The organism is Paenarthrobacter sp. MSM-2-10-13 (assembly GCF_011605365.1).
GTDB lineage: Bacteria > Actinomycetota > Actinomycetes > Actinomycetales > Micrococcaceae > Arthrobacter.
In genome coordinates this window covers 600,053-618,033 of the sequence record NZ_JAAOXO010000001.1, presented here as the reverse complement: position 1 = coordinate 618,033, position 17,981 = coordinate 600,053, and the positions used below count along the sequence as shown (strand labels likewise).

Below are 17,981 nucleotides of genomic sequence, written 5' to 3'. Positions count from 1 at the left end.
TTCGTAGATATTGATAGTGGTGCTGCGGTACTGGACGCAAGGCTCACGCGGAGCGGAGCGCCCTGTCACTCATGGAGCGGGATCCCCGTCCAACGGCCAAGGTGCCGGACTGCACGATTTCACGGATGCCGAACGGCTCGAGCACTGACAGCAGCGCGGCGAGCTTCTCGGGGGTACCGGTTGCCTCAATCACCAACGAGTCTGTGGACACGTCGACGACTGCGGCACGGAACAGGTCTGCAGCTTGGGTTACCTGCAGACGTGTCGCGGCATCCGCACGTACCTTGACCAGGATGTGGTCACGTTGTACGGAAGATTCTGAAGTCAGTTCAACAATTTTGATCACGTTGACCAACTTGTTGAGCTGCTTGGTGACCTGCTCAATGAGGTCGCCGTCGGCGTCGACGACAACCGTCATGCGGGACATCCCCGGAACCTCAGTGGGTCCCACAGCAAGGGAATTGATGTTGAACGCGCGCCGGGCGAAGAGGCTGGCCACGCGGGTCAGCACGCCGGGCTTGTCTTCGACCAGAACGGACAGTGTGTGACGGCTCATGCCTAGTCCTCCTCTTCCCATTCCGGGGTCATGTTGCGGGCAACCTGGATCTGGTCATTGCTGACGCCCGAAGGCACCATCGGCCACACCATCGAGTTGGGGCTGACGACGAAGTCGATAACCACCGGGCGGTCGTTGATTTCCAGCGCCTTCTGGATGGTGGCGTCAATGTCTTCGTCGCGCTCACAACGCAGTGCGGCGCAACCGTAGGCATCAGCCAACTTGACGAAGTCCGGAATCCGGATGGTGTCGTGGCCTGTGTTCAGATCCGTGTTCGAGTAACGGCCCTCGTAGAACAGCGTCTGCCATTGGCGGACCATACCCAGCGAGGAGTTGTTGATGATGGCCACCTTGATGGGGATGTTGTTAATGGCGCAGGTGGCCAGTTCCTGATTGGTCATCTGGAAGCAGCCGTCCCCGTCGATGGCCCACACCACACGGTCCGGTTCACCAACTTTGGCGCCCATGGCTGCAGGAACCGAGTATCCCATGGTTCCTGCGCCACCGGAGTTCAGCCAGGCGTGGGGGCGCTCGTACTTGATGAACTGCGCGGCCCACATCTGGTGCTGGCCCACGCCGGCCACGTAGATGCCTTCCGGTCCGGTGAGTTCGCCGATGCGCTTGATCACGCGCTGCGGGGCGGTCAGGCCGTCCTCGGGCTCCGTCCAACCCAGCGGGTAGGTGTCGCGGAGGTTGCCCAGGAAGGCCCACCACGAATCCAGGTCCGGGGTCCCGCTCAGCTCAAACTGTGTCTTCACGGCCTCGGTGAGTTCCGGAATGATTTCCTTGACCGAGCCAACGATCGGAACATCGGCAGTGCGGTTTTTGGAGATTTCCGCGGGGTCGATGTCAGCGTGAATGACCTTGGCAAACGGGGCAAAGGTCTTCAGCACGCCGGTGACGCGGTCATCAAACCTTGCACCGAGCGTTATCAGGAGGTCGGCCTGCTGGAGCGCGGTTACGGCAGAGACGGAACCATGCATGCCTGGCATGCCAACGTGCTGCGGGTGAGAATCCGGGAAGGCGCCGCGGGCCATCAAGGTAGTGACCACGGGAGCGCCGGTAGCAAGCGCGAGTTCCATGAGCTCGGCAGAAGCATGGCCCTTGACCACACCGCCGCCCACGTACAGGACCGGCTTGCTGGAAGCAGCGATCAGCTTGGCAGCTTCACGGACCTGCTTGTTGTGTCCGCGCACGACGGGACGGTAGCCCGGCAAGTCAACCTTCGGCGGCCAGGAGAAGGTCATCTGGCCAACTTGGGCGTCCTTGGCAATGTCCACCAGGACAGGTCCCGGGCGGCCCGTGGATGCGAGGTGGAAAGCCTCTGCCATGACGTGCGGGATGTCATTGGGGTCAGTGACCAGGAACGAGTGCTTGGTGATGGGCATCGTGATTCCCACGATGTCCGCTTCCTGGAAGGCATCGGTTCCGATGACTCCGCTGGAAACCTGGCCGGTGATGGCTACCATCGGCACGGAGTCCATGTGGGCGTCCATGATGGCGGTAACGAGGTTGGTGGCACCGGGTCCTGAGGTGGCGATGCAAACGCCAACCCGTCCGGTAACCATGGCGTAGCCTTGCGCGGCGTGGCCGGCTCCCTGTTCGTGACGGACCAGGATGTGATTCATGCTGGAGGCCATCAAGGGGTCGTAGGTGGGCAGGATCGCGCCACCGGGCAAACCGAAAATATCGTCCACGCCGAGTTCTTCGAGCGAGCGGACAATTGCTTGTGAGCCGGACATCACCGTTGGGGGTACAACAGTGTTCGGCCCAAGTACAGGAGAGAGAGGTGCAGCAGCGTCGACGACGACGGCTTCAGCCGTACGGTCGATCTTTTCCGGAGCTTTGTGGGCTCCAGCGGACTTTGCAGCCATCAGCGAGGGGCTGATCGGCGATCCTTTGCTCATCGGACTCTTCCTTAGTGGATCTTCATTAGATGGGTCTTGCTTCGGGGAATAAAAAAACCCCTCAGCCTTGCGGCTCTTCGAGGGGTTTGCGCGTGACGGTTCGTTACCAGTCGGGCTAAGCCACGCGCTTGGTAAGGACGACGACGCCAACGGTAACGAATGTGATCATGCGTTCAGTGTTCCCTCAAAGTGAGATACGTGTCAATTGACCACTATCGTATCTCACTATTTGGACAGCCATGTCCGCCTGCCGGACTTCGACTGTGTCTCAACAGTCGGAGTCCACGGCAGGAATTATCCGCAGTACGCCCCGGTGGAGGCACTGTGGACGAGCTTTGCGTACTTGGCCAGCACGCCCTTGGTGAACTTTGCGGGCAGCGGCTCCCAGCCCTCCTTGCGGGCTTCGAGTTCGGCGTCGTCCACCAGGAGGTCGAAAGAGCGCGCGGCGATGTCCACACGGATGCGGTCGCCATCCTTCACGAAGGCAATGGGCCCGCCGTCGACGGCTTCCGGCGCAACGTGGCCGATGCACAATCCTGTTGTGCCACCCGAGAAGCGGCCGTCGGTCAGCAGCAGAACGTCTTTGCCAAGCCCTGCGCCCTTAATGGCTCCTGTAATGGCCAGCATTTCGCGCATGCCCGGCCCGCCCTTGGGCCCTTCGTAGCGGATAACCACCACGTCACCCTTGCTAATCTCACCGTTATCCAACGCGCTCAGCGCGCCCTGCTCGCGCTCGAAGACACGAGCAGTTCCTTCAAAGACATCCGCATCGAACCCGGCGCTTTTCACTACGGCGCCTTCCGGGGCCATGGAACCGTGCAGGATGGTGATGCCGCCGGTCTTGTGAATGGGATTGTCCAAGGCGCGGAGGATCTTGCCATCAAGGTCAGGCGGGTTGATGGAGGCGAGGTTTTCGGCGAGGGTCTTGCCGGTCACGGTGAGGCAGTCACCATGCAGCAGTCCGGCGTCGAGCAGTGCTTTCATGATGACCGGCACGCCGCCAATTTTGTCGACGTCGGTCATGACGTAGCGGCCGAAAGGCTTGAGGTCCCCCAAGTGCGGGATTTTGTCGCCAATGCGGTTGAAGTCGTCCAGCGTCAGTTCTACTTCGGCTTCCCGGGCGATCGCGAGCAGGTGCAACACAGCGTTGGTGGAACCGCCGAAGGCCATGGTGACCGCAATGGCATTCTCGAACGCCTTTTTGGTCATGATGTCGCGGGCCGTGATCCCCAGACGCAGCAGGTTAACTACCGCTTCGCCGGACTTGCGTGCGAAATCATCACGACGGCGGTCTGCCGACGGCGGGGCGGCTGAACCCGGAAGGGACATGCCCAAGGCCTCACCGATGCAGGCCATGGTGTTGGCCGTGTACATGCCACCACAGGCGCCTTCGCCGGGACAGATGGCCTTTTCGATCCGGGTGAGGTCTTCCATGCTCATCTTGCCCGCAGCGCAGGCACCGACTGCCTCGAAGGCATCGATGAGGGTGACCTCCTTCTCGGAGCCGTCTTCAAGCTTGACCCAGCCCGGCATGATGGAGCCTGCGTAAAGGAAGACTGACGCGAGGTCCAGGCGGGCAGCAGCCATGAGCATGCCCGGGAGGGACTTGTCACAGCCTGCCAGCAGCACAGAGCCATCGATGCGTTCGGCCTGCATCACTGTCTCCACGGAATCCGCGATCACCTCACGGGAGACCAGGGAGAAGTGCATGCCCTCGTGGCCCATGGAGATACCGTCCGAAACGGAGATGGTACCGAACTGCATGGGGAAACCGCCGCCGGCGTGGACGCCTTCCTTGGCGCCCTGGGCAAGGCGGTTCAGGGAAAGGTTGCAGGGTGTGATCTCGTTCCACGAACTCGCGACACCAATTTGAGGTTTGGCAAAGTCGTCGTCGCCCATGCCCACCGCACGGAACATGCCACGGGCCGGCGCCGCGTGAATGCCGTCGGTCACCACCCGGCTGCGGGGTTTGATGTCCGGGGTATTCTCTGTCGCAATCTGGGTGGCGTCACTCATGGTCCAAAGTCTATGTCTACCGGGCCTCTGCCGACGCTGTTGCACGCCGCATTAAGCCCATACTTTTTCCATGGTGCGGTCTTTGCGTCATCCATCCGCCGCTCCACAAATGGTCAGTAGGGAGATGTTTTCGGGCGAAGCAGCAGGTCAAACGCTGGACAGCCCATTAGCAGGCACGTAACGTCGGGAATACCACGAGCTGCAACCCTGTGAGCAGAAGGGCCTCCACCATGGACTGGTTAATTTGGGTCATTGTCATTGTTTTGGTCGTCGCTATTGTTTGGTGGCTGATGAACCGCAACAAGACGCGGAATACCGATCCCACCTCAACCCACGCCACCGCCGAGGATCGCACCGCCGGGGTATCCGGCACCACTCCCCCGGCAGCGACGGCGCCCGCCAGTACGGGATCCATCCCGGATGCCGGTGCAGCCGCAGCAGGGGTGGCAGGCCTGGCAGGTGTGACCAATCTCGGCAAAGCGGCCTCCGAGGGCAGTGGCCCCCGTGCCGACGAACCCGATGTCAGGGAGCCTGAGGTCATCGAAGCCCGTGCCGACGAACCCGCCCCACCCGTACCCGCACCTTCCGGAGAAGCGCACGGGGCCTCCCCCGCCGCGGCCGATGTAGAGACCGAGCCGCGTACCGCCGTCGACGATTCACCCGCCGTTGCCGCCTCTGACGTCCACCCGGCTTCCACACCCGGATTGACGGTGGAGGAACCCGTCATCGCAGCCCCCTCAGTGGCCGATCCTGTCATTGACGAACCAGTGGTGGACGAGCCCGTCGTGGATACTGACGCCAAGGTCCACGCGGCTGACGCCGGCGATGTTGACGACTGGGACTCGGGTTCCACAACGGCAACCTCCGCCCCCAAGGCTGATGACACGGCCGCAAGGGATACCGCTGAGGACAAGGCGGAGTGGGAATCTTCATGGACCGATGCAAGCGGTACCCCGGTCCATCACCACGAGTACACCGATGCACATTCACCCACCCTGCCGGGCGCCGAGTCCGCTGCCGCCGAAGACTCGGCGGGCACTGGTCATCTGGCCGTCGAGCACCCTTACGGCACGGGCTCCTCCAGCGCACCCGGGGACTCCTATCCCGTCAAGGCCAGCGCGTCCGCCATGACCTACTTCGACGAAGACACTGCAGGCTATGACGACGCTGCCGCCGACGTCTGGTTCGAATCATCCGCCCACGCCGAAGCTGCCGGTTTCCGGCCTCCACGTCGCAACAGGCACTGACTTTCCGCCAGCGGTCATGAACGCAGCGGTCGGGGATACAAGAAGGCGCCCCTCGGAAACCCGCGATCGTTGGGTGCCCGCTTCTTCTTATGCCCTGTTGCTGGCAATCCTGGTTGTCCTGCCTGGATGTACGGGCAGTCCGTCATCTCCGGGCACAGCGGCAACACCAGCGGCATCGGCAAGTCAGGGCACCGCTACCGCACTGGGCGGGCCCCTTTCGCCCGGGTCTCAGTCCACGCAAGCCGGCGAATCCAAGCCCGCCGCGCCACAAACTCCGGAAGTCACCCAAAAACTCGACGTCGGACTGCAGCTGCCGTGGTCGGTGGTCTTCCTGCCGGACGGCACTGCCGTGGTGTCCGAGCGGGACACCGCTCAGGTAAAGAGCATCCGGGACGGTCAAGCCACTACCTTAGGCGAGGTGCCCGGCGTCGAACCCGGCGGAGAAGGCGGGCTGTTGGGCCTTGCCCTCTCGCCGGAATTCGTAACGGACCGCTGGATGTACGCATATTTCACGTCCTCGGACGACAACCGGATTGTGCGCATGAAACTGACCGAGGATCCAAGCGGCATGGTGACTTTGGGGAAGGCTGAAGTGATTTTCTCCGGAATGCCCAAGGCTTCCACTCATAACGGCGGCCGGATTCGATTCGGCCCGGACGGGTTCCTCTACGTCGGAACCGGTGACTCTCAGCGTCGGGAGCAGCCGCAGGACACGAACGCCTTGGGCGGCAAAATCCTACGACTCACTCCGGAGGGGCGCCCGGCGCCAGGGAATCCTTTCGGCGACAATCCCGTGTACAGCTACGGGCATCGGAATGTGCAAGGCCTGGCCTGGGACAACGCCGGACGACTCTGGGCCAGTGAATTTGGTCCTGACGTGGATGACGAACTGAACCTGATTACCCCTGGAGGCAATTACGGTTGGCCCACCGTGACTGGAGCGCCCGGCCGCAGCGGCCTGATCGACGCGAAGGTCGTCTGGCCCTCAACGTCCGACGCCTCACCCAGTGGGCTGGAAATCGTGGACGGCGTTGCCTACACAGGGGCGCTCCGGGGACAACGGCTTTGGGCGGTTCCCCTTAACGGGGAGACCGCAGGCTCCCCTGTGGCCTACTTCACAGGAGAATATGGGCGCCTCCGGGATGTAGCCCGCGCTCCTGATGGCACACTCTGGGTCATCAGCAACAACAGAAACCCTGATTTTGCGCTGATTTTGAGGCCTGCGCCGTGATGCCAGTGGCGGTATGCCGCGGATTTCACACTTGGACAGAAGTGGTGTAGAGTTACATGTCGTTGCGGAGATCGCCGGGGAAATAAAAGCTTGCCCTTGGGATCGAAATCAACAGCTGCACCTCTAGCTCAACTGGCAGAGCAATTGACTCTTAATCAATGGGTTCCGGGTTCGAGTCCCGGGGGGTGCACAAAACAAAAGGCCTTGGTGTGAATATCACTCCAAGGCCTTTTTTGTGTTAATTCATGCCGCTTCCTGCACCGACCACATGGCGTTCATCACGCAGGGCCGAATGTGGTCCGTGACCACAAAAAACTGGTGTAGAGTTATTTGTCGTTGCAGAGGCCAACGGGGAATGCAAATTCCCTCATAAGCCGAAACAATAGCTGCACCTCTAGCTCAACTGGCAGAGCAATTGACTCTTAATCAATGGGTTCCGGGTTCGAGTCCCGGGGGGTGCACCACAAAGTAAAGGCTCCGGATCGCATCTACGATCCGGAGCCTTTCGCGTTTCCATGCCGAGCTTCCCGCAGGAAGCCCGGCAACGGGCTCAGGTCAGGCCTGCGGCAAGTCGGTGTTTTCCGTGTGGGCTTCCTGCTCCGGCGCGGGCAACCCCGCCAGGCCCCGGACGACCAACCGAAGTTCCTCCCGCAGCCGGACGGTGTCCACGGCAACGGGGGACAGAACATCCTGCTCAAGCTTTACTGCCTCTGCAAGAGCTGCAATGCCGGCGTCAGTAAGAGTCACCACGTGACTTCGGCGGTCGGAGTCACTGCGTTGTCGGGTGACATGCCCGTGCAGCTCCAGCCTCGCGAGGGTGGTACCCATTGTTTGGGCCTTGACCCGCGCAACTTCGGCCAGAGCCGCCTGCGTGATGGCACCCTTGGCAGCCAACACCTGCATGGCAATGACACCGGCGTGGGTAAGACCGATGGACTTCAATTTTTCGTTCCACGAGATTTCCACCAGGCGCGCGGCTGTCGAAAGCAAACGGGTGGTGGGCCATCTCTCCATATCTGGCATGCCGACAGTATATGCGCGGAAGCGGTGAGGACGCGGCCTCGCCCACTAAACTGGAAAATCGCGACCACTGGTAAGGAGAACATTTTGGCTGAACGACTTATCCCGGGAGATGCCGCCCCGGACTTCACACTTCAGGATGAGACCGGCAAAAGCGTGAGCTTGTCGGACCTCCGCGGACGAAAAACCATCCTCTACTTCTACCCGGCCGCTTCCACTCCCGGGTGCACCAAGGAAGCATGCGATTTCCGCGACTCCCTGGGGTCACTGCAGGCTGCAGGATACGAAGTGGTGGGTGTCTCCCCCGACCCCGTCAAGGCACTTGCCAAGTTCTCCGAAGAAGAACAACTGACCTTTCGGCTGCTATCGGACGAGGATCACACCGTCGCCGAGGCATATGGGGCCTGGGGTGAGAAAAAGAACTACGGCCGCAGCTACATGGGATTGATCCGATCCACCTTTGCGGTTGATCCCGATGGAAAGGTTTCCCTGGCCCAGTACAACGTGCGCGCCACCGGGCACGTAGCCAAGCTCCGGCGGGATCTCAAGCTGGACAAGTAACGGGTACACTGGAGGCCGGTATATGGCAGCGACCGTCCTTTCAGGCGGTCGGATTGCCTGCCAGCGCGAGTGGTGAAATTGGCAGACACGCAGGATTTAGGTTCCTGTGCCTTCGGGCGTGGGGGTTCAAGTCCCCCCTTGCGCACAGATACGGAAATACCCCCGGTTGCAAGACCGGGGGTATTTTATTTTCATGCAGCCGGGGCACCTGAAAGTCCGCTGGGAAGCGCAGTCAGGACGTTCAACTAGACTGGAATGCGGTCTGGCCGAAGCCGGCCACAGCACTTCCAACCGGCTTGAGGGGACACGAGTGGCAAGCAGCAAAATGCGGCGCCTGGGCATGCAGTTCGGAGCTGCCGTACTGGCTTTGGGACTGGCAGGGTGCACCGGAACCCCGGGCCCGTCGCCGTCGTCATCCACCGGCAGCTCCCCCGCGGTTGAACCGACAGCAACCTTCAATTTCGGCACGGCGTCCATGCCCTTGGGCCTGGATCCCGCCATGACCGCCGATTCCGAGTCCTACCGTGTCACCCGCCAAGTCCTCGAAGGACTTGTGGGGGTGGATGGCGAAACAGGTCAAACCACGCCCCTCCTCGCCACCGAGTGGAAAGACAGCAACAACGGGCTCAGTTACGACTTCACGCTCCGGTCCGGTGTGACCTTCCACGACGGCACTACCCTGGATGCAACCGCCGTATGCGCCAACTTCAACCGCTGGTTCACGTTTCCCGAGGAGCTCAGGAATCAGGCGCCGGGCATCTCCTTTCAGAGCGTTTTCAAGGCGTACTCGGATCAGCCGGTATTCTCCATTTTCAAAGACTGCAAGGTGGTTTCGGCCACCGACGTCCAGATCAATCTGACGCGGCCCTTCACTGGATTCCTTCAGGCGTTGACCTTGCCAGCCTTCGCAATATCTTCCCCGGCTGCTTTGCAGGCAAAGACAGCCAATGTCCTTGACCAAGTACGCAACGGCCAAGCCATGTCCACCTACGCCGGCCATCCCGTGGGCACAGGCCCCTATGCATTCACCGCGTGGGATGAGAAAAAGCTCACGTTGTCCAGCTACAAGGGCTACTGGGGAAACAAGGGACAGATCGCAACCATCAACTTCATCCCCTACGATCGCGCGGAATCACGCCAGCAGGCCCTTCTGGATGGCAAGATCGACGCCTACGACCTTGTGACCTCAGGGACTTTTGACCAACTGGTCAAAAAGGGTGTCCAGATCATCCAGCGCGACCCTTTCTCGGTGATGTACCTGGGGATCAACCAGGCTGTTGCACCGCTGGAAAAGCCCGAAGTGCGCCAAGCAATCGAGATGGCGATCGACAAGGAAGCGTTGATCCGGAAGTTCTTCATCGACAACACGGCGCAGGCATCACAATTCGTGCCACCCAAGCTCAGCGGCTTCAACAACAATGCCCCCTCTCTGGGGTACAACCCTGAGAAGGCCAAGGAGCTCTTGAAGAAAGCCGGCTACAAGGGTGAAGAGCTGAAGTTCTATTACCCCCTCAACGCCACAAGGGCATACATGCCCACCCCGGAAAAGATTTACGCCGAGCTCAGCCGCCAACTCGTCGCCGTCGGCTTCAACATCAAACCGGTTCCCATCGACTGGGAAGATGGCTACCTCCAAAGAGTCCAGTCGGCCGGCGACCGGGGCCTTCACCTCCTGGGCTGGAACGGTTCGTACGCGGACGCAGACAACTTCCTCGGACCCCTTTTTGGCGAAACCCGCGCCGAGTTCGGATACGCCGACTCGGAAGTCTTCCACAAGATAGAACGCGCACGGGCAATGCCCGAAGGCGATGAACGCAACGCCCAGTACCAGGCCATCAATGCTGAGATCGCGGCGTCGGTACCGGCTGTGCCCATAGCCTTCCCCATCTCGGCGCTGGCTCTGTCCAACAAGGTTGAAAGCTACCCGGCTTCCCCCGTCCTCAACGAAGTTTTCACAAACGTCCGCCTAAAGCCTTGACGATTCCCCGCAATTTCAGTATTGAGACTGCACGGGGATATTCTGTGACAGCCAGTGCCGCCGCTAACGGAGATTGATCGTGACCTTCATTTCCAAGACTCAACATGCCGACGTCGTCCTTATTGGCGGCGGAATCATGAGTGCCACCCTTGGTGCGTTCATCAAGCAACTTGAACCCACCTGGACCATCTCCATGTTCGAAAGACTCGACGAAGCAGGGCTTGAGAGTTCCGGACCCTGGAACAACGCCGGCACCGGCCATGCCGCGCTGTGTGAGCTGAACTACTCCCCCGCAGCAAAAGACGGTTCCGTAGACCCGTCCAAGGCCCTGCACATCAACGAACAGTTCCAGCTGTCCCGCCAGTTCTGGTCCCATCTTGTGGACAGCAAAGTGATCGGGTCTCCCAAAGGCTTCATCAACACAGTTCCGCACATGAGCTTCGTCATCGGCGATAACCACGCGAACTTCCTCAAAACGCGGTACCAGGCACTGAAACCCAACACGCTGTTCCGCAGCATGGAGTACACCGAGGACCAGGACCAGATCGCCAAATGGGCACCGTTGATCGTCAAGGGCCGCGACCGCAAGCAGCGCGTGGCCGCAACCCGCGCAGCTGAAGGCACCGACGTCGACTTCGGCGCCTTGACCCGCGAGCTGACGGGCTACCTGCAGAGCAGCGGCGCCGAGGTCAATTATGGCCACGACGTCACCAACATCCACCGCGCAGCAGGCGGTGGATGGGATCTGTCCATCAAGCACCCCAAGTCAGGCGAACACGGCCGCATCCATGCCAAGTTCGTCTTCGTAGGAGCCGGCGGCGGTGCACTCCACCTGCTTCAGGCATCCGGCATCCCTGAAAGCAAGGGCTACGGCGGCTTCCCCGTCTCCGGCCAATTCTTCCGCTGCACCGACGACGCCGTGACTTCCCAGCACAGTGCAAAGGTCTACGGCCAGGCTTCGGTCGGCGCGCCGCCAATGTCCGTCCCGCACCTGGACACCCGCTATGTGGACGGAAAACGCTCCCTCCTCTTCGGCCCGTACGCCGGGTTCTCCACCAACTTCCTGAAGACCTCCAGCTACCTGGACCTTCCGCTGTCCATCCGCCCGGGAAACATCATTCCCATGCTGGCCGTGGCCAAGGACAACATGGACCTCACCGCCTACCTCATCAAGGAAGTTGCCAAGCGGCACGAGGCCAAGGTTGAGGCCCTGCGCGAGTACTACCCTGAAGCATCCGGCGGCAATTGGGAACTGATCACCGCCGGTCAGCGTGTACAAATCATCAAGAAGCACCCACAGAAGGGTGGCGTCCTGCAGTTCGGCACCGAAGTCATCGCTTCCCGCGATGGTTCGATCGGCGCACTGCTGGGCGCTTCTCCGGGCGCGTCCACCGCCGTGCCCATCATGATCGAACTGCTACAGAAGTCCTTCCCCAAGAACTTCAAGGGTTGGCAGTCCAAACTCAAGGACATGATGCCGGGCTACGGCGTCAAGCTCAACGAGAATGCGGACCTGGCGGCCGAACTGGAAGCAAGCACTGCAAGGTCCCTGCAATTGGAAGTGGCTAACGCCATCCAAAGCTAGGCCACACCCGGGGCTGCGGCCGGTTCCCTCAGCCGAATCGTTACGTAGACCGCAGGAGTCAATGCAATGTTCCGCTTGGCCAAACTGTCCCTGGGAAACCGGGCCCTGATCGCGCTGATTACCGTCTTTGCGGCGGTGTTCGGCGTGATCACCATGGGGTCGCTCAAGCAGGAACTCATTCCGTCCATCGAGTTCCCGCAGATCACCGTGGTGACCTCCATGCCGGGCGCTTCCCCGGAGGTTGTGGACAAGCAGTTGAGCCAGCCCCTGGAAACAGCTTTGAACAGCGTGGAGGGGCTTGAATCCACCACATCGACGTCCCGCAACGGCGTTTCACAGATCACTATGGTGTTCACGTACGGCTCCAACCTGGACCGGGCGCGGAACCAGATTGACCGGGCGATTTCCAATGCCAAACGGGTGCTGCCGGCCGACGTCGAGCCCCAGTCCATCGCCGGTAACATCAGCGACTTCCCGATTGTCTACTTGGCGGTGTCGTCGGACAAGCCGCTGAGCGAACTCAACGCCGACCTCCTTCGACTCAGCGTTCCCCGCCTGCAGAAGATCGACGGCGTCCGTGGTGCCGACGTGACCGGCGGCTCCAGCCAGCACATCCTGATCCAGCCCCGCCCCGCTGATCTGGCAACTACAGGGGCCTCTGTCCAGTCCATCAGCAATGCGCTCAAGAACAACGGCACGTTGGTCCCCGTGGGCACCATTGAGGACCAAGGCAAGACCCTTTCCCTCCAGCTCGGCAGCCCAGTGGATTCCCTGGACATCATCAAGGGACTCCCTTTGGCCGGCGCAAAAACGGCTGCAACCATTGGGGCTGTTGCCGATGTCAGCATCGAGGACGACGCCGCCACGTCCATCACCCGCACCAACGGCAAGCCCACATTGGCCCTGTCCGTCACCAAGAAGCCGGAAGGCGATACGGTGGCGATTTCGCACGCCGTGAGGGACGCCGTCGGCCCTATGGAGGAGGAACTCGGCAACAACGCGACTTTCACGCCGGTCTTCGACCAAGCTCCTTTCATTGAAAAGTCCATCAAGGACCTCACCACCGAAGGGCTCCTTGGCCTTGGCTTCGCCGTAGCTGTCATCCTGGTCTTCCTGATGTCCGTACGCTCAACGTTGGTCACGGCCGTCTCCATCCCGCTGTCCCTGCTGATTACCTTCATTGGCATCTCCGCCACGGGATACTCGCTGAATATCCTTACTTTGGGCGCCCTCACCATTGCGATCGGGCGGGTGGTTGACGATTCCATCGTGGTGATCGAGAACATCAAGCGGCATTTGAGCTACGGCGAACACAAGCTGACAGCCATCCTGACGTCCATCCGGGAAGTGGCCGGGGCCATCACGGCTTCCACTTTGACCACTGTGGCCGTATTCCTGCCCATCGCTTTCGTCGGCGACCTCGCCGGTGAGCTGTTCCGGCCCTTTGCCCTGACCGTAACCATTGCTTTGTTGTCATCACTGCTGGTTTCCCTGACAATCGTTCCGGTCCTGGCCTACTGGTTCCTTTCCTCGCCCGGAAGAGGCGCTGAGGCACAGGCATCCGCCAAGGAAGCCGCCCGGAAAGCCCAAGAGGCCGAGGAGCGCAGTCGCCTCCAGCGAGGCTACCTTCCTCTTCTCGCCAAGACGCAAAAGCATCCGGTTATCACCTTGTCGGCAGCAGCACTGATTCTGGTGGCCACCATCGCCGTCTCGCCCCTTCTGTCTACCGATCTGTTGGGCCGCTCCGGCGAGAACAGCATGACTGTGCGCCAAGTCCTTCCAGCGGGCACCAGCCTGCAGGCCACCAGCGATGAAGCCTCCAAGATTGAGGAGTCCCTCAAGGGCATTGCGGGCATCAAGGACGTGCAGGTCACTTCCGGAAACGCCCAGACCGGCTTCGCTGCACTCACTTCCACTGGTTCCTCCAACTCGACATTCACCATTGTCACTGACGAGAAAGTGAACCAAACCAAACTCCAGGATGAGGTTCGCGCCAAGCTGGCAGGGGCCCCCGGGAAGGTGACGGTGGGATCGCAGCAGGGCGGATTCGGGACATCCTCAACGGTGGATATCACCATCAGGGCCGCTAATTCCGCTGACCTGCAGACAGCAAGTGATGCCATGGTCAAGGCTATGGAAGGCGTTCCTGGGAGCTCGGAGGTCGCCACGAACCTTGCTTCCAAGCAGTCGGTGGTCCAGGTCCGTGTTGACCGGGCCAAGGCCGTGGCGGCAGGCCTGACGGAAGAACAAGTAGGAGCCTTCCTGGCCTCCACGGTCAGCCCCATTCCGGCCGGTACCGTTCGGATCGAGACCAACGACTACCCTGTGCAGATCGGTGAGGGCACGCGCTTTACCAGCATTGCCGCAGTTCGGGCACTCCAGCTTCCCACAGCCCGTGGCGGCGTGGCACTGGAGACGATTGCCGCCGTCGAGCAGGTTGACACCCCGGTGTCCATCACCAGCAGCAACGGGCAGCGAACCGCCAAAGTGACCGTGACGCCGTCCGGATCCAACCTGGGGAGTGTCAGCGCAGCGGTGCAGGAGCGGCTGGCGGCTGTGGACTTGCCTGCGGGGGTCACCGCCACCATCGGTGGTGCCACAACGCAGCAGGCGGAGTCTTTCCGGCAGCTTGGCTTGGCCCTGCTGGCGGCAATTGCCATCGTCTACGTGATCATGGTGGCCGCCTTCAAGTCCCTCATCCAGCCGCTCATCCTGTTGGTTTCTGTACCGTTCGCCGCGACCGGCGCCGTGGGACTGCTGTTGATCACCGGCGTTCCCTTGGGGCTGCCGTCACTGATCGGCATGCTGATGCTGGTGGGCATCGTGGTGACCAACGCCATTGTGTTGATCGACCTGATTAACCAATATCGCAAGCCACATGACGGCTCTCCGGGCATGAACGTTGCCGATGCCATCACACACGGTGCGCGCCGGCGCCTGCGGCCCATCCTCATGACCGCCTTGGCGACGGTGTTCGCCCTGACTCCCATGGCTTTAGGCCTTACTGGTGGCGGCGGCTTCATTTCCCAACCCCTGGCAATCGTGGTGATCGGTGGCTTGGTTTCGTCCACGGCCCTGACGTTGGTCCTGGTTCCGGTGCTCTACAAACTCGTGGAGGGGCGCCGGGAAAAGAAGGACCTGCTGAAGGCTTTGCAGGACAAGTCCACGGCTGCTCCCGGCGACGGACCCGGTGGGAACGGCGGCTCCGCATCGGGAGATTTCCAGGACTGGACCACGGGCATGATTCCACGCGTCACTGGCCGCCGTGCGGCCCATAATCCCGCAGAATAGCGGGCTCCCCCAACAGAAGCACTGGTAGTGGACAGGCCCGGGAACAATTCCCGGGCCTGTCCTGTTACAGGTATCGATACATGCAAATGCATCTAGTTTGAGGTACACTGTTTACAGAGCCCGGGACTTCGGGCAGGGAGAAAGGCACATCATGCAGATCGGCGTATTCAGCGTCAGCGACATCACCACTGACCCCACCACGGGCCGCACGCCCACGGAAAACGAGCGCATCAAGGCCTCCGTCGCCATCGCCAAAAAGGTCGAAGAAATCGGCATGGATGTGTACGCCCTGGGCGAGCACCACAACCGGCCCTTCTTCTCCTCCTCCCCCACCACCACCCTGGCCTACATCGCAGCCCAGACCGAGCGCATCACGTTGTCCACGGCAACCACCCTGATCACCACCAATGATCCGGTCAAGATCGCCGAAGACTTCGCCATGCTCCAGCACCTCTCTGATGGCCGCGTGGACCTGGTGCTCGGTCGTGGCAACACAGCTCCGGTGTACCCCTGGTTCGGAAAGAACATCCAGGACGGCATCGAGCTGGCTATCGAGAACTACAGCCTGCTCCGCAAGCTGTGGGACGAGGACACCGTCAACTGGTCCGGCAAGTTCCGCACACCCCTGCAGAACTTCACCTCCACGCCGCGTCCGCTCGACGACGTCGCCCCCTTCGTGTGGCACGGTTCCATCCGCACGCCTCAGATCGCAGAAGTGGCCGCCTACTACGGCGACGGTTTCTTCGCCAACAACATCTTCTGGCCTAAGGAGCACTACCAGCAGCTGATCGGCCTGTACCGTGAGCGCTACGCACACTACGGCCACGGAACTCCGGAGCAGGCAATCGTTGGCTTGGGCGGACAGTTCTTCATGAGGAAGAACTCGCAGGACGCCGTGAAGGAATTCCGGCCATACTTCGACAACGCGCCCGTCTACGGGCACGGACCGTCCCTGGAGGACTTCACCTCGCAGACTCCCCTCACCGTGGGCAGCCCGCAGGAAGTCATCGAGAAGACGCTGACCTTCCGCGAGGCCTTCGGCGACTACCAGCGCCAGTTGTTCCTGATCGACCACGCCGGACTGCCGCTGAAGACCGTCCTGGAGCAGTTGGATCTCTTCGGCGAAGAGGTGTTGCCGGTTCTTCGAAAGGAGTACGCCGCCATGAAGCCTGCGAACGTGCCGGACGCACCCACGCACGCCTCACGGGTTGCCGCCGCGTTGGAGGCCAAGGTCAGCGCGTCCGCTACTGCTGGTGCTGGTGCTGCGGGGCAGGACGCCTGATGTCCAGCCCTTCGGCATCCTCCGCCGTGCGCCTCGCCGCCGAGACCTGGGAGTCGTTGTTCCGCTCCCAGGTGGCGGTGATGCGGAAGCTTCAGTCCGGGCCGGCGTTCAAAGCACTTCCTGTCAAGGAGTACGACGTCCTGTTCACGCTTTCCCGCTGCCCTTCGGGCCAGCTGCGCCTGAATGAGATCAATGACAAGGTCCTGCTCAGCCAGTCCAGCTTAAGCCGCTTGGTGGACCGCCTGGAGAAGCGCGGCCTGGTGGAGCGGACCATAGCGCCCGACGACGGCCGCGGAGTCCTGCTCTCACTCACCGAGGCCGGAAGCGAGCTCCAAAAGGCCATCGGCCGCGAACATGTCCGCGACATCGCCAACTTGGTGGCGCCCGCGCTCACGGCCGAGGAGCAGCAGGAGCTTCTGCGGCTCACGGAGAAACTCCGCGCCTCGGTGGCCGGACACTAGCGCAAGCTGATGAGCTCCCGGGGGTCCTCCACCGGGAGCTCCCCGTTGACCGATGCGCTGACCTTGAGCGTTTTGAGGGTCAGGCTGCCGCCCACGGTGGACAGGAAGGCCGTATCCGAGGAGTCCCGGCCTGCGGTGATGCGAAGCATGGATTCGCGGGGCGCGAGACCAGTGGGATCAATGATGTGCCAGGCGCCGTCGATGTGCGCCTCCGCAACAGCATGGAAATCCATGGGACTTAGCCCGGGGGCGTACACCGCCGCCAACCGCGCGGGAACATCCTTGGACCGCAGGAGGGCAATGGCAAGGTGTGCGAAGTCGCGGCACACACCTTTGCGGTGCAGCAGGGTTTCCACGGCGCCGTCTGTCCCCCGGGAGGACCCACTGACGTAACGCAGTTCCCCGTTGACCCAATTGCGGACGGCATGGAGCAGCTCGGCACCGTGCAGGCTTCCAAACTCGGCATAGGAGGTAGGCAGCAGCCTGTCCGACTCCGCATACCGGCTGGGCCTGACGTACCTGATGAGTTCCATCGGACGGGATGTATCCGGCTCCCCAAAGCCATGAACCGTTGCCCGGTAGTCCACAGTCACCTCGCTCGGCTCGCTGAATTCCAGGTAGTGAAAGCGGCCGCCGTGGTGATCGCTGAGTTCAGCAAAGGGGACCTCGGCACCACCACTGGTGATGGACAGGTTTTCGTTCACAGAGCGGTAACCACGATTATTGGCCACGGCTATGGCCATGGCCACCTTGGTGTTGGCTGCAGTCTTGAACACGAGTGAGGCAGCAACATTGCGTTCCATTGATCTCCGGGGTGGGTTGCGGCGGACAGCCCCCATTGCCGCC

The 17,981-nt window shown here is 61.5% G+C and carries 13 protein-coding genes and 3 tRNA genes; 11 read left to right on the top strand and 5 right to left on the bottom strand.

Annotation, left to right across the window (positions count from 1 at the left end; genetic code table 11):
• Positions 1-43 precede the first annotated feature (43 nt).
• The 3 genes from ilvN to ilvD all read right to left on the bottom strand — a co-directional run bounded on the left by ilvN (position 44) and on the right by ilvD (position 4,479).
• Positions 44-556, bottom strand: a complete 513-nt coding sequence (gene ilvN / locus HAV21_RS02910) for an acetolactate synthase small subunit (protein WP_011775174.1) — start codon at positions 554-556, stop codon at positions 44-46.
• Positions 557-558: 2 nt separating this feature from the next.
• Positions 559-2,463, bottom strand: a complete 1,905-nt coding sequence (locus tag HAV21_RS02905; RefSeq protein WP_011775175.1) for an acetolactate synthase large subunit — start codon at positions 2,461-2,463, stop codon at positions 559-561.
• Positions 2,464-2,757: 294 nt separating this feature from the next.
• Positions 2,758-4,479, bottom strand: a complete 1,722-nt coding sequence (gene ilvD / locus HAV21_RS02900; RefSeq protein WP_142938725.1) for a dihydroxy-acid dehydratase — start codon at positions 4,477-4,479, stop codon at positions 2,758-2,760.
• 230 nt (positions 4,480-4,709) lie between these two features.
• Here ilvD and HAV21_RS02895 point away from each other — a divergent pair, with 230 nt between their 5' ends.
• The 4 genes from HAV21_RS02895 (at position 4,710) to HAV21_RS02880 (ending at position 7,421) form a co-directional block, all read left to right on the top strand.
• Complete coding sequence (locus HAV21_RS02895) at positions 4,710-5,726, top strand: hypothetical protein (protein ID WP_243753088.1); 1,017 nt, start codon at positions 4,710-4,712, stop codon at positions 5,724-5,726.
• A 16-nt stretch (positions 5,727-5,742) separates the two neighbouring features.
• The gene (locus HAV21_RS02890) at positions 5,743-6,957 is read left to right on the top strand and encodes a PQQ-dependent sugar dehydrogenase (protein ID WP_166840270.1); all 1,215 of its coding nucleotides are present in this window, start codon (positions 5,743-5,745) and stop codon (positions 6,955-6,957) included.
• 117 nt (positions 6,958-7,074) lie between these two features.
• A tRNA-Lys gene (locus HAV21_RS02885) sits at positions 7,075-7,147 on the top strand.
• A gap of 198 nt (positions 7,148-7,345) precedes the next feature.
• A tRNA-Lys gene (locus tag HAV21_RS02880) sits at positions 7,346-7,421 on the top strand.
• 91 nt (positions 7,422-7,512) lie between these two features.
• Here HAV21_RS02880 and HAV21_RS02875 read toward each other — a convergent pair.
• Positions 7,513-7,980, bottom strand: coding sequence for a MarR family transcriptional regulator (locus HAV21_RS02875; protein WP_142938722.1), 468 nt, complete (start codon positions 7,978-7,980; stop codon positions 7,513-7,515).
• 84 nt (positions 7,981-8,064) lie between these two features.
• Between HAV21_RS02875 and bcp the strand changes: the two genes are divergently transcribed.
• The 7 genes from bcp to HAV21_RS02840 all read left to right on the top strand — a co-directional run bounded on the left by bcp (position 8,065) and on the right by HAV21_RS02840 (position 17,135).
• The gene (bcp, locus tag HAV21_RS02870; RefSeq protein ID WP_142938721.1) at positions 8,065-8,538 is read left to right on the top strand and encodes a thioredoxin-dependent thiol peroxidase; all 474 of its coding nucleotides are present in this window, start codon (positions 8,065-8,067) and stop codon (positions 8,536-8,538) included.
• A gap of 63 nt (positions 8,539-8,601) precedes the next feature.
• Positions 8,602-8,683: transfer RNA gene (locus HAV21_RS02865), tRNA-Leu, on the top strand.
• Between the two features lie 180 nt (positions 8,684-8,863).
• Positions 8,864-10,516, top strand: coding sequence for an ABC transporter substrate-binding protein (locus HAV21_RS02860; protein WP_208096105.1), 1,653 nt, complete (start codon positions 8,864-8,866; stop codon positions 10,514-10,516).
• A gap of 79 nt (positions 10,517-10,595) precedes the next feature.
• Complete coding sequence (locus HAV21_RS02855; RefSeq protein WP_142938719.1) at positions 10,596-12,101, top strand: malate:quinone oxidoreductase; 1,506 nt, start codon at positions 10,596-10,598, stop codon at positions 12,099-12,101.
• 66 nt (positions 12,102-12,167) lie between these two features.
• The gene (locus HAV21_RS02850) at positions 12,168-15,392 is read left to right on the top strand and encodes an efflux RND transporter permease subunit (RefSeq protein ID WP_166840268.1); all 3,225 of its coding nucleotides are present in this window, start codon (positions 12,168-12,170) and stop codon (positions 15,390-15,392) included.
• Between the two features lie 151 nt (positions 15,393-15,543).
• Positions 15,544-16,674 (top strand): LLM class flavin-dependent oxidoreductase, encoded by a 1,131-nt coding sequence (locus tag HAV21_RS02845; protein WP_142938717.1) that lies wholly within the window; start codon positions 15,544-15,546, stop codon positions 16,672-16,674.
• Positions 16,674-17,135 (top strand): MarR family winged helix-turn-helix transcriptional regulator, encoded by a 462-nt coding sequence (locus HAV21_RS02840; protein ID WP_166840266.1) that lies wholly within the window; start codon positions 16,674-16,676, stop codon positions 17,133-17,135. The genes HAV21_RS02845 and HAV21_RS02840 overlap by 1 nt, the downstream gene beginning before the upstream one ends.
• Here HAV21_RS02840 and HAV21_RS02835 read toward each other — a convergent pair.
• Positions 17,132-17,938 carry a transglutaminase family protein gene (locus tag HAV21_RS02835; RefSeq protein WP_166840264.1) on the bottom strand — a complete coding sequence of 269 codons (807 nt, stop codon included), beginning with the start codon at positions 17,936-17,938 and terminating at the stop codon, positions 17,132-17,134. The two genes, HAV21_RS02840 and HAV21_RS02835, sit on opposite strands and share 4 nt — an antisense overlap.
• Positions 17,939-17,981 lie beyond the last annotated feature (43 nt).